General features: G+C 39.2%; 15 protein-coding genes. All 15 read right to left on the minus strand.

Going from position 1 to position 11,859, the window contains the following annotated elements; all coding sequences use genetic code 11:
* Positions 1-121: 121 nt before the first annotated feature.
* Positions 122-886, minus strand: coding sequence for a hypothetical protein (locus AAHB12_RS15470; RefSeq protein WP_342045897.1), 765 nt, complete (start codon positions 884-886; stop codon positions 122-124).
* Positions 887-1,055: 169 nt separating this feature from the next.
* The gene (locus AAHB12_RS15475; protein ID WP_342045899.1) at positions 1,056-1,220 is read right to left on the minus strand and encodes a hypothetical protein; all 165 of its coding nucleotides are present in this window, start codon (positions 1,218-1,220) and stop codon (positions 1,056-1,058) included.
* A gap of 224 nt (positions 1,221-1,444) precedes the next feature.
* A complete protein-coding gene (locus AAHB12_RS15480) occupies positions 1,445-1,939 on the minus strand; it encodes a hypothetical protein (RefSeq protein ID WP_342045901.1) in 495 nt (164 codons plus the stop codon).
* Between the two features lie 373 nt (positions 1,940-2,312).
* Positions 2,313-2,864, minus strand: coding sequence for a hypothetical protein (locus tag AAHB12_RS15485; RefSeq protein ID WP_342045902.1), 552 nt, complete (start codon positions 2,862-2,864; stop codon positions 2,313-2,315).
* Positions 2,865-2,973: 109 nt separating this feature from the next.
* Positions 2,974-3,270, minus strand: a complete 297-nt coding sequence (locus AAHB12_RS15490; RefSeq protein ID WP_342045903.1) for a hypothetical protein — start codon at positions 3,268-3,270, stop codon at positions 2,974-2,976.
* Entirely contained in the window at positions 3,263-3,559 is a 297-nt protein-coding gene (locus tag AAHB12_RS15495) for a hypothetical protein (RefSeq protein ID WP_342045904.1), read from the minus strand. Before AAHB12_RS15495 ends, AAHB12_RS15490 begins: the two co-directional genes overlap by 8 nt.
* A 2-nt stretch (positions 3,560-3,561) precedes the next feature.
* Positions 3,562-3,873 carry a spike base protein, RCAP_Rcc01079 family gene (locus AAHB12_RS15500; RefSeq protein WP_342045905.1) on the minus strand — a complete coding sequence of 104 codons (312 nt, stop codon included), beginning with the start codon at positions 3,871-3,873 and terminating at the stop codon, positions 3,562-3,564.
* Positions 3,874-3,935: 62 nt separating this feature from the next.
* On the minus strand, positions 3,936-5,141 hold the full coding sequence (locus AAHB12_RS15505) for a hypothetical protein (RefSeq protein ID WP_342045906.1): 1,206 nt from the start codon (positions 5,139-5,141) through the stop codon (positions 3,936-3,938).
* On the minus strand, positions 5,138-5,605 hold the full coding sequence (locus tag AAHB12_RS15510; RefSeq protein ID WP_342045907.1) for a hypothetical protein: 468 nt from the start codon (positions 5,603-5,605) through the stop codon (positions 5,138-5,140). Before AAHB12_RS15510 ends, AAHB12_RS15505 begins: the two co-directional genes overlap by 4 nt.
* A gap of 2 nt (positions 5,606-5,607) precedes the next feature.
* Positions 5,608-6,093, minus strand: a complete 486-nt coding sequence (locus AAHB12_RS15515; RefSeq protein ID WP_342045908.1) for a hypothetical protein — start codon at positions 6,091-6,093, stop codon at positions 5,608-5,610.
* Positions 6,094-6,105: 12 nt separating this feature from the next.
* The gene (locus tag AAHB12_RS15520) at positions 6,106-6,525 is read right to left on the minus strand and encodes a hypothetical protein (RefSeq protein ID WP_342045909.1); all 420 of its coding nucleotides are present in this window, start codon (positions 6,523-6,525) and stop codon (positions 6,106-6,108) included.
* Between the two features lie 25 nt (positions 6,526-6,550).
* Positions 6,551-6,751 carry a hypothetical protein gene (locus tag AAHB12_RS15525; RefSeq protein WP_342045910.1) on the minus strand — a complete coding sequence of 67 codons (201 nt, stop codon included), beginning with the start codon at positions 6,749-6,751 and terminating at the stop codon, positions 6,551-6,553.
* 1 nt (position 6,752) lies between these two features.
* On the minus strand, positions 6,753-8,387 hold the full coding sequence (locus AAHB12_RS15530) for a phage tail protein (RefSeq protein WP_342045911.1): 1,635 nt from the start codon (positions 8,385-8,387) through the stop codon (positions 6,753-6,755).
* An 8-nt stretch (positions 8,388-8,395) separates the two neighbouring features.
* On the minus strand, positions 8,396-9,217 hold the full coding sequence (locus tag AAHB12_RS15535) for a phage tail family protein (RefSeq protein ID WP_342045913.1): 822 nt from the start codon (positions 9,215-9,217) through the stop codon (positions 8,396-8,398).
* Complete coding sequence (locus tag AAHB12_RS15540) at positions 9,214-11,859, minus strand: phage tail protein (RefSeq protein ID WP_342045914.1); 2,646 nt, start codon at positions 11,857-11,859, stop codon at positions 9,214-9,216. Before AAHB12_RS15540 ends, AAHB12_RS15535 begins: the two co-directional genes overlap by 4 nt.

Raw genomic sequence — 11,859 nt, forward strand, 5'->3', positions numbered from 1 at the left:
AAAAGAGCAGCCGTGGGCTACTCTTATAAAAAATATCTATATAAAAAGAGGAACATCTCTGCTCCCCCCTTTGGATTACTATAAAACTGTATTTTTAAAATAAAAACCTTTTTAGAAGACTTTAAAACGTGGGTTTATCCAATAATGAAGACTGTATAACCGGCTTATCTTCTAACCCATATTTCTTCAAAACACGCTCCACTAATTCCACAATCCATTTTGGTGCAGTTGGCGCTACATATACTGACTCAATTAGAGTTGATAAATCCACTGGAACATAATCACCGAATTCAAAAGGGTGCGCTGAGTAGTCAATCGCGTCTCCCTTTGTTGGGAATTCTGCGATAACCGCTCTCAATTCTCTTTCATGTTCAAATGACCGTCTTTTATGAAGAAAAGGGTGAAATGAGTTCTTTATCGGTATGGTATCACTAACATAATCAATGTATGCTACCATCCCAATGTAGACTTCCCTTTCTTCTGAAGAAAAGCTGTTACAAAGCTTTTGAAATGTAGATTGTATGGCGATTCCTTCATTACTTTTAAGATACAACTTCCACATTGCGTCAGATTCATACTTATTCATATGCCAACAATTAATGACTGTGCACTCTTTCATTTTGGCATCAGCAAATGATACGTGATTTATTAATTTTTCACGTAAATCCTTATCTACATGCTTCCAAGCGAAATTAAGCTGTTCATTTCGTTCTTCAAGTGTTCTTTTTGTAAGTACACCTTCAAAAGGATCTTCAAATTTATCAGAGCGAGTAAAAAAGATACTCTCTCTTTCTAGGATATCCACTAATTTCGTGAAATCCATATACCTCCAAATTTTAGTATTCTCATCATATGGCTTTTGAAAAACTGGATGTTCCACATACATTATTTATTTACCTCCCTCTTCATTTGAAAATACGGGAAGTGGGCAATATTGTCAATTCATTTTAGAACAGGCCTTGCACTTCATAACCCTTTCAAAATAAAAAGGAGTATCTCTGCCCCTCTGAATTGCTAACAAAGCCGTATTCTGCTCAACTATCGAACGCCGTTAGTTAGATAATACTTTCCCATCCGACTAGCCTCATACAATCTTTATATTCTTTTTCATTTAACCGTTCCTTCGCTTGACTACGAATGATTCTGACCCAACCTCTTTTTTCTTCAACATAAAATCCTCTTTGTCTGCAAAAAGCAACTTTATCAGGATACATACTCAATTAAATCACTCCTTTAAAAAGACTGGTATATAATACGTTTTAAGGATTGGAAAACTAAAATGTTTTATTGAAATTAAGCCAAAGAATGCCGTTAATGCTACAAGAAATATAGAAAAAGCTGCCCATAGCAGCTTTTTCTTGAACTCAAATCCTCTGTTAGTCAATCATAGAGCAGGGCTTTACCACGGAAAATACAAGAAAGTTACGCTCTTACATGGGAGTTACTACTCCACTACTCTAACGCGCAGACTCCCCGTTTTTCCTCTGTAAGAAGCCTTGATATCTGTTATACCTTTTCTAGTACCTTTATATTCGCCAGGAGTTTTAGTTGGATCAACACACGTATAGTAAGATGGACCTATAACCCTGTTATCTTCTCCAACGATTAGGTCCTGTTTTATCTCTCGGTCCCATTTACATTCGTTTGTTACCTCTTCCCTTTTATCACCACAGATCCAATATGCTCGAAAATGTCTTGTTTCATTTAATGGGATATCTGTGGATATTAATACCCCTATATCAAGGTAACCATCCTCCTCTATTTTTTTCTTCTTTTTATCCTCCAAATAATCAGAGAAAAACTTTTCAAATTCACTCACTTCTCCTGAATATCTTCCCCTATCTTGCTTCCCCTTTGACCCATGCGTTGGCCTATTCTTATCTCCAAACCCTCCTCCTACACTAGGGCTCGTCGGTGGAATACGAATGTCATCACTCATACTTTTCTCTCCTCTCTTTTTCCCTTTTAATATCCCAAGGTTGTACTGAATAGCTCTAATAGCTACACAAATCATCCAAAATTTCATATTTTTCAGATGAATGATTACACTTTTTTATCTCCACTTTCTTCGGCTTCTCGACTTTTTCTAATCTAAATATTGACGCCAAATAAAGATACTATATAGTGCACACATCAATAAGAATATTAGTTAATCCATTACTCATTTTTTATGACCCCCATAAGAAATAAAAATTAATAACTGACTATTAGTTTTACTTATTATTTAAAAATCCTTTTTTTATTTTATAAATGATTGCCTTTGGCAATAAACGAACGCCGTTAGCAAAATAAAAAGCCTTCAACAGGCTTTATTATAAAGATATCTTTGCTTTTAAAATCATCAAATCCATACTAAGAGCTTTGGGTTCCTCATTTTCAATGCTAATTTTACCTTCCTCAATTTTAACTGCATGTTTTGCACCTTCATCATGCACCCTTACAAAAACAACAGGTTGTTGCCCTTTTGTAATCTCTTCATAAGGTACCTTAATCGTCGCTCCTGCAGCAATAGTAAAAGTGTATGTGCGACTTTGCTCTTCTATTTCTTTCGTCAACGATTCCTTAATATCTTTTTTTATGTCATTGATTTTACTATTAATCGCTCTTTCGGCCCACGATTTAGATAAAACTGACAACGCCCAACCTGCAGCTCCTATAATTAAGGTTAAAACTATTCCAAGAATCGTCCAAGTCAAGACTAGATTGAATTGAACAGTTTGTTGCCATGCATCAACTACCTCTTTTAGTCCTTCAAATTTAGCAGATATAATTTCAAAATTTTTGTTAGAATCGGATATTTTCGTATTCAATTCCGATACTTTTTGATTCAATATTTCCACAGAGGAATTCGTACTTTGGGCCATCCCTATCCACACTCCAATTTATTTGCATATGATTGAAGTGTAAAACATAGCCTTGTTTCAATCAAATAAAAAATCATTTTTAACAAAAAAATAAAAAGAAAGCCGTTAATTAAATATCCGATTCAATTTCGATCATCTTTAATCCTAGTTCTAGCAATACTTGTTCAGGAGTGTAAATATCTCCATCAAATAACCGCCGTTCAGGTGCTTTGTTAAATAAGGTTACTAGCTTGTTGTAGTCCTCTTCGGTAGTAACCCAACTACACCAATAATCAGTAAGGTTTACTCCATCATTTGAAACACCTGTGGTAAATGTAAACTCCCCACCACTTGTGTCTATGGTTGCAGCATCATTGTTGGCTTCGATTACAATATTTTTATCAACTACAATAATTGCCCTACGCACGATATGAGATACCCCACTTCCTTAAAAGATATCTTTCAACCTTTATACGATTTGCATTGCTTAGTTTATCACTGTACAGAATAACCTCTGCTATACTTCCCTTTAAAAATCGAGCACCATCTACAATATATCCCGCTCCAATACATCCCAATAATTGATCTGCCGCATTGCCCGCATATGCGCTAACAATATGCGAAAAGTTAGCCGCTACTGTTCCAACGCTCTTAGGGTTAAAAATATCTATGCTAGGCTTAGAGAATGGAATGCCTACGGATAAGCCTATATTCATCTTTAATACACCGCCAATATATTAGTTGCTGTTGTGCCTATGGCCCATACCCTCTTAACTGCAATAGGATGAATAGTTCCACTCGCTAATGCTGTAAAGGTAACGGTATTCCCGCTAGATAGAGTAACTTTTACATCGCCAGTCACACCAATGTATATACCTTTAGTTGGGATTTTTGCTAAATCTGCTGCATCATTCGGTGTAACCGCCGCCGCATCTGTCGCATTACTGCCCGTTAGCGACACTTGCTTTGCATAAAAACCATCTGGCTGCTTTACATATTCTCGTAATGATCCCACTTTTTCATCTGCCATAAATCTATCTCCTTTCAAAATAAAAAGGAACCTCGATTGGGATTCCTGAAAGCCACATTCGATTAAATAAACTTAGGCAAAGTGGCTTGGAATAAATATAATTCTGTTGTTCCAGCGTTATTCTTTTGGAGTCTGCCGAAAATTCTCCGCTGCGGATCTGCTGCATGTGGGCCGAGGATATTATAAAACCCTTCGTAGTTACCACCTGTTGTATCCATCCTCCAAATCTCATACCAATCTGTACCGTTTTCCGAAGCGTAAAGGAGTGCACCGCCTTCCCCGTTGCTTCCGTTTCTACACCACGGTACAAGAGTTGCTTTCAATGTATCAGAATCGACTTTTGAATACTTATTCGCAAAGAATTTAAATACATCGCTGCCGTCTAGAAATTTCAAATTAACGATATCTGCTTCAAGAATAGGAGCTCTTGTTTTATCAGTAGGTCGCTTCCAATACCTGAAACCATCTGGCTTTCCGTCCGTACAGAAGACAATCCCATGTGGGTAGGAGATGATTTGCGTATATTGAAAGTAGCTGGCATTTGTAGCTGCAACCTTAGACCAAGTGGCTCCCATATCATCAGAATAATACAGATTAGCATTTCCGTTGTCGCCCGTTGCGATGAGGATTCGTCCTGCATACGGATCATACTCAGCGTCATGAATATGGTTGTTCGAGCCGCCATCCGTAACGGTTCCGTATGTGAAAATCTTTTTCCAAGTCGCACCGCTATCGGATGACATATATACTTCTTTTCCACCAGTACCATAGGCGGTCATCAAACAAATTTCCCCACAAACGCGGAACCCCATCTGATAAGAAGTAAAGCCAGCGGTAAAAGTGAACGCAATTGCGAAATTTTGTTGGTTCACATCCGAAACGTAAACTTCCCCCTGCCCATTCGATAGCTGGTGACAAACTACCACTCTTCCACTTTCTGTTACGAACACTGCTTCAATACGGTAGTAGTTGTTTGTGACAGTAAACAGAGTTGTTGTTGTTCCCCAATAATCTGTACTCTTCACAATTGCCGCACCTTGATTACCATACATGTGGCCTGTTTTTTGATCCATATGCTTCGGAAACTTGCCATTTGTCACAAGGGTTAGGGTCGGATTCACTCGTGCAGGAGAAGGGTATTTTGGTATTTGTGTTACGCTTGCATTTAAGGTGTTAGCAACTTCGACTTGCAATTTTCCGTCTGCTGCTTGTTTGAACGGCTTCTTTAAATCGCCTATAACTCTGATCCAATCTCTTACCAAGCTCATCGTTTTGCCCCCAATGCAATTACAGATACTTGCCCAAGTGTTGGTGCAGCTCCGTTCGATCTAACTGAAAAACGCACCATTTTGTAAGACATATCAAATAACCCACCATATGTATTTAGCAGGTAGGGCTTCTTATTGGAATCAGGCGGAACAATAATACTGTCAGCATCCTTCCATTGTGCGCCATCATGTATTCTAGGCGTTGCTGGTGTCACATCATTTTCAATTGCAGGCTGAATAGTTACTCTCATGTCCTGATCAGTGTTATTGATTACCCAATAATAAACTTCTGCATATTGCGAAAGATCAGTAATAGGACTTGTTACTGACGCTGTATCTCGAATAGGGACAGCATTGATGAGTAGTAACTTGTCCATGCTATTCATCTTGTACATTTCCAAGCGTCCGTCCGTTGACTGTACAACCTTTTTTCCTTTGCTACCTAGAAAATTCATCCACGCCATAATTATTGACCTCCCCACGCCTGGACATTAACCACGCCGGAGGTTGGTGCAACGTCAGCTTTTATAGAAAATTTAACTTCTCTCAAAGGCATGTTGAGAAGGTCCAAATATGAATTTAGAGAAAAGTATTTTCCTAATGTGTTAGAAGGAATTGTAATTGTATTCCCCTCAACGAAATTTTCTCCATCCCATTCTAGGAAACTCTTTGCGCCATCACCTGCATAAAGCTGCAGCAGCGGCGTAACTTTTATTGGTTGGTCCGTTGTGTTCGATACAAGAAACAATGTTTTCTTATAGGCTGAAAAGTCAATAGCGGCACTTGTGATTGAGTTAGTATCCGCAATTGATTGGTTCCTAAAAATTGAAATCAACTCGTTTTTCGCGGTTGATTTAACATTGCCCGGGTTTCCCGCTGTAAATAAAGGATTCCCAGCATCGTCAATTGGCTTCGTTTTTAAGAACGGGTTAAGAAGATTAAATCCTGCCATAGTCATCCCTCCTTATAGAATGGTTGTTGTAGAAGATTTATACAGTCCGTTTTCATACGTTAAATCTTCTTGGATGGTTCTTCCCCCACCTGTTCGGGCAATTCTCGTACATACCCCGTTCGTGTAGGTATAAGTTGTAACGTATTGTGTTCCATGTTCATCTATTTCGGTTTCTGTCTCAATCTGCCCGTTTGCGTTATAAGTGGCAGACTGACTTGTCATTACAGCAACCTTTTCTGGCGTGACAGATCCAAGCGCTAACTTTTCTGTTGTCACACTTCCAGGAGTAGGTACCCCGACTTGCTCCTCAAGAGTTTCGACTCGTGTTGCTAATCCGTTATGGGCAGTTTCGATATCAGTAGTGTTTTCATCCATCGCTTCCCAAAATGCGACTCCTAACCCTAGATTCAACAACTTTCTCAGGATAAGCATGCTCTCACCTCCAATAAAAAAGAGCTTACTCTGCCGTATTTTCGGTCAAAATAAGCTTTTGATTGATAACCTTGTAATTTGTTAGTTCTTGCTTAACAGTTTCTAAATCTTTGTCGTCGATAAAAAAGAAATGACTGTACTGTTGAAGAGGAATTACACGTTCGCCAACCAAGCTGGCTGTGAGATTACCTTCTTCATCTGTATTACAAAAGAGTAAAACAGCCATATTATCCCTCCTGTACAATGTACCTTAAACTCCCGTATACATAATCAACATCATTTGCTCCATACATCCGCCAATATACTGCTACAAGTTCGCCTGTGGGGACGCCTAGATCAATTAAGGCTTCTTTTCTATATCCTTGATCATCATTCCATCTTGTTTCGATAAGGTATGTTGAACTCAAAATAATTTCGTCATTTGAATCTAAAACATCAAAGGCTATCGTTCCTAACATCCCATTTGTTGTTTTCATATTAGCAACTACATGCAGATATCGGCTGTCATGCTTAAAGGTATAACGCTGTATGTTATCACGATTTGTAGTACGCACTCGGTAAAATTGTCCTATTTTTTCAACACCTTCAGTTTGAAAAGGTGGCTCAGATGCCTGAATATTAAACCCGTGCTGTATGACTCCACCAATGATTGTTGCATACCCGTCCTCGCGCTCAACTCGGATTAGTCCCCGATGCACATCAATTCCACCGGCTCCAATGTGTACAAATCGATTTGGGTCTGTCGGATCGACATACCATACGCCGGATTCATCCGCATATACGTCTGTATTCATATACAGGCGTTTCAAAGCAAGAGTAAGATTCCCATCTGCATCCATAACCTGTTGTATTTGCTTCTGTGCAAATGCAAAATTAGCTGTAATCGCTGTGAAACTCTTTTTCTGTAAAGCTTCTCGATAATTTGTTAATGTGACTTTTGGTGACTTCATTGGATGTAAAGGGTAATCTACAATTCTGGCTGCCCTGATTTGAATATCAATATCCATCTTTTCATGTAACATATAGACATAATCGCCAAGGTCAAACTGATTTAGTTTTAATCCTTGTTTCTGCAATGCTACAATTTCAGATTCAATCAATACATCGGGTTTATCATTCAATTCTGCTTGTAATCGAGCATCTAAGGAAGCCGCATCGGTGTATTTTTCGTCTTTTACTGGGTCTTGCTCAATGATTCCGTAACGCGGATCACTCGCTAATGGAGAGGTATACGTTCGTTTCAATCCATCTTTTCCATACCCCTCAATATAGGTGAAAATATTTTTGCTATCGATGCTTTTCTTTAATGTTTTGAGATTATGATTATAACGAAACTGCGCTTCAGTATCCGTCCCAATTTCATTGCGAATGGTAACAGTTTTATTTTTGTTATCAATTGTGAATTCTGCTTCGAATTTATTTAATAGTTCTTGAAATAAGGCTAATTGACGCTTATCTCCCCAATTTTCGACCCTAATACTTGTGAATGCTCCTTGATTCACCCACGTCCATCCAGTGCCCTCAAATACATGATTCAGCGCCTGCACCATATTAACAGTTCCGTTCAAAACGGAATGTTGATAGATTTTTGCCATATCTATAAAAAATACATGAATGGATGAGACTTTTTTACTGGGTGCTTGCCCAATCATTTCTTCTCCTAGCTGTTTAATACGAAACTCATCATCATCAAGGAATATCGCCGCATCTTCTACAACCATAGGAAAAGAATGTTCATTTTTACTTGTCTTGAAGAGTGTAAATGACAAGTAATATTCACCGTTTACTACTCGGTCTCTCTCTGGAACCGAATAGTCCGTCAGTAATTCTTCGTTTCCGTTTAAATCTGATACATATAACATAAAATCACCTACAAATAATAAAACCGGAAGTCAAATGAAATAGAAAAAGCGCCTAAAGCGCCTATAATCTCAAAATCATTCCATCCCGGTTGTAATGTGATTGGTTTTCTATTCGTAGACTTGAAGATGCTACTTCCGTTTTTGAAGGAGCGTACATCATCCAATGTAATCGTGTCCCCAGCAACAGTAGTTTCGGTGCAATTCCATTCATCGCCTGTTGTGGTATTTCTGATGGTCAGGTTACTCGATGCCCCTTTAAAAACAACCTTCATATACATTTCAATATCTCGCGGATCTACCGTCACATCCCCTGCATTGAAAACACCGAAAGTTGGAGTATCGAATGTATATATGAGGTCCTGATCTGTAGGAAGGTTCATTCCAATCCCCCATAATTCAGATTCAAATGTATAGTCATCCTGAGTCGTCCCAAAACTCTCAGCAAACGGCCTAGCTGCATTAAATACCAGTTGCAACTTTGCTTTTACTTGTTTAACTTCATCTAGCGTATACGGATCAACTTTTGCAAACCAGCGTTTCCCAGGCTCGCGCTCATCTATAACAAAGAAGCTCTCCTTACTGTGGAAGAGTTGAAAAATCAAGTTTCGTAATAACACGAAATGATTTTTATCACGAGAGACTACATCAAATTCAGCAGGTAGCTTTCTTACACCAATCGTTGTGCCGGTGTCAATTGCGCCGTCGCGCCCTTCTATTTCCTCATATACGGTGTTGTACGCTGGGGATGAAGGTATGAAATCAATTAAACGCAATCCATAGTCTGCTGTATTATATGTCGTCCCATCTTGCCTTTGAATAATTAGACTCATAGATTCACCCCCATTATAAACATACGATTACTGAACCTTCTTTCTAACTCACTTTCGAGAAAATCAACCATTGCTAATAGATCTGTTTGACCTGCATTGCCGCTATAATTCAGCGTAACAGCAATAGGTGTGTTATTTGTTACATTGTTGGTTCCTCCTGTTGTGGCACCTAAAGACAGTGGTGGGACATCCGGCATCATCCAAGTTGCCATTTCTGCTGCTTTTTGTAACATTGGAATTTTTTCTTTATCGATACCAATCTGCCAACCTAGCATCATATTCTTTCCGACCATATCACGCATCCATCGAGAGGGAGAATGAATACCAAGCGCACCAGTGATTTTATCTTTAATGTTCCCTGCGACTTCTTGGATTTTTGATGCGACCGCACCAACCATTGAACCAATCCCGTTTATTAATCCTTGAATGATATTTTTTCCAACTCCAACAAGGTCAACAGCTTTTAAGGTATCAACAATTTTTGGAATGATATCGCTAGTAATTGTTGAACCAAGTTGTCCTGCTAATTGAAGAATCCCTTGGATAAGAGCTAAAATCAATTTAACCCCGGCATCTATAATCTTTGGTAAGTTTTGAATCAGCGCCGCTGCTACTTTGACAATTAAGTCAATCGCACAGTTTATGAGCTGCGGTAAAACTTGTACAATTCCATCAATTAGCGCCATTAAAAGTTCAACGCCTGCATCGATAATTTGAGGTAGTTGGCTAATTAGCGCATCAACTAAACTCACAATTAAATTAATTGCTGCATCAATCAATGAAGGTAACATTTGAATAATTCCATCCACAAGAGAAACCAAAATTTGCACCCCGGCATCGATGATTAACGGCAAATTTTGAATCAGCATATTGCTTATAGATGTAATCAGCGTGAGCGCTAATTGCACAAGCTGCGGAAGCATCTGCATAATTCCGTTTATCAGTGCCATTAAAATTTGGATTCCCGCATTGATGAGAAGCGGCAGATTCTGTACCAAGAAATTAGAAAGCATAGTAACGATTTGAAGTGCCGCATTTATAATTAACGGTAAGTTTTGCACCATACCGTTAATAATACCCATCAGGATTTTTACACCTGTATTAAGAATCAATGGAAGTAATGTGCTAATCGTTTGGGTAATAAAATTGATTATTGTTGTAAATGTCGAAATTAAAGCAGGTACAACAATTGGAATCGCTTGTGTAATTCCGTTTATTAAACTCGTTAAAATCTGAAGCCCTACAGAAATAACCTGCGGTAAAGCTGTAGTGATTGTTGTGACAAATTGGGAAACGATATTATTAACAACATTAGAAATAACGCCCATATTATTCACTAGAACTTGTGCGATAGCAGGGAGATAACGAGATGCCGCCAAGATAACGGAAGGAATTCCACCGATAAGCACCCCGATAATCATCGGTGCTATTTTTGCAAATATCGCGCCTATTTGACTGAAGTCACCTTGAAACGCGCTGGTAATTGCTGTTTTCAAGACAGAGAATCCGGCTGCTGCTTTTGCTAGTATGCTAGGGATAAATCCAAACACTTCTATTGCTTTTTGCTTAATCGCAGACCATGCCGAAAGTACACCGTTTCTGAACCCTTCATTCTGCTTCCATAGATACGTAATCCCAGCTGTTAAAGCTACGATTACCCCGGCCACAAGCAAAACAGTTCCGGACATTGCTGCGAGACCCGTAACGAGTGGTCCAATGATAGTCCATAGACTTGCGAATGCGGCTTGCATCCCTGCGACTAATCCAATCCCGATCGCCAACGGGCTCAAAATCAGGGTGAGCAGCGGAATAAGCATCAAGAACCCTTGTATTATTTTCGCCAACGTCGGATGTGCTTCATTGAATTTAATAATCATGTTCGCAATGGCGGTAATGAATTTGTATACAGGAATCATCACAGCTGCAAATACTTGCACCATCGGTTCGAACGCCTTTTTCAAGCTGTTTATCATGTTTGTGTAGGCTGCTGCGTATTGCGGATTCATCGCCATATTCGCTTTATGTAAAGCGCCATACAAAAGCACAGAAGATATGGCAGCAGCGAGAGCAACCACTTGGAACCGCATGAGTCCTTGGTTAATCATTCGAACCATGTCACTCAATTGCTTCATATTCGCATTTGGCCCCAACATACGAAGAGCTAAGACAGCCGCATTCCCATTGTTGGCGATACGATTGAGCGAATCTGCAACAGCAAGCCCCGCTCTATTTACGTTATATAGCGGATTTGCCATACGTTGATAATTGGCAGAGATTTTAGAGGCCTGTGAGCTCATATTCATCATGACACCAGCCGTTCTAATCAATGACATACGCGCCATTGTATCAGCCTTCATCATGTTTTCAGATGCCGTTTTGTACTCTGCTCCTAGTTGCTTCACCTGAGCCATAAATTCCGCATTGGTGCCAGTGAAACTTCCCATACTTGAACCAAGTTCGTGGAATTTCTTCTCCACTTCAAACATTTGCTTTTGAAATGGCATGAGCGCTTTTGTGTTTGCAAGCTGTAATTCCTTGCCCATATTGCTAATTTCACGTTGCAACTGCCTCAACTCTGTATTTACATTATTCTGCTCTATCTTGGTATCAATTCTAATCTGTCCATCAGATCCATTAGACAC

It is taken from the genome of Bacillus sp. OTU530, from assembly GCF_038440375.1.

Coding starts and splice junctions, on each gene's coding strand:
- AAHB12_RS15485 (WP_342045902.1), bottom strand. CDS start 2,864: ATGGCCCAAAGTACGAATTCCTCTGTGGAAATATTGAATCAAAAAGTA.
- AAHB12_RS15495 (WP_342045904.1), bottom strand. CDS start 3,559: ATGAATATAGGCTTATCCGTAGGCATTCCATTCTCTAAGCCTAGCATA.
- AAHB12_RS15525 (WP_342045910.1), bottom strand. CDS start 6,751: ATGGCTGTTTTACTCTTTTGTAATACAGATGAAGAAGGTAATCTCACA.
- AAHB12_RS15530 (WP_342045911.1), bottom strand. CDS start 8,387: ATGTTATATGTATCAGATTTAAACGGAAACGAAGAATTACTGACGGAC.
- AAHB12_RS15520 (WP_342045909.1), bottom strand. CDS start 6,525: ATGCTTATCCTGAGAAAGTTGTTGAATCTAGGGTTAGGAGTCGCATTT.
- AAHB12_RS15500 (WP_342045905.1), bottom strand. CDS start 3,873: ATGGCAGATGAAAAAGTGGGATCATTACGAGAATATGTAAAGCAGCCA.
- AAHB12_RS15505 (WP_342045906.1), bottom strand. CDS start 5,141: ATGAGCTTGGTAAGAGATTGGATCAGAGTTATAGGCGATTTAAAGAAG.
- AAHB12_RS15515 (WP_342045908.1), bottom strand. CDS start 6,093: ATGGCAGGATTTAATCTTCTTAACCCGTTCTTAAAAACGAAGCCAATT.
- AAHB12_RS15470 (WP_342045897.1), bottom strand. CDS start 886: ATGTATGTGGAACATCCAGTTTTTCAAAAGCCATATGATGAGAATACT.
- AAHB12_RS15535 (WP_342045913.1), bottom strand. CDS start 9,217: ATGAGTCTAATTATTCAAAGGCAAGATGGGACGACATATAATACAGCA.
- AAHB12_RS15480 (WP_342045901.1), bottom strand. CDS start 1,939: ATGAGTGATGACATTCGTATTCCACCGACGAGCCCTAGTGTAGGAGGA.
- AAHB12_RS15510 (WP_342045907.1), bottom strand. CDS start 5,605: ATGGCGTGGATGAATTTTCTAGGTAGCAAAGGAAAAAAGGTTGTACAG.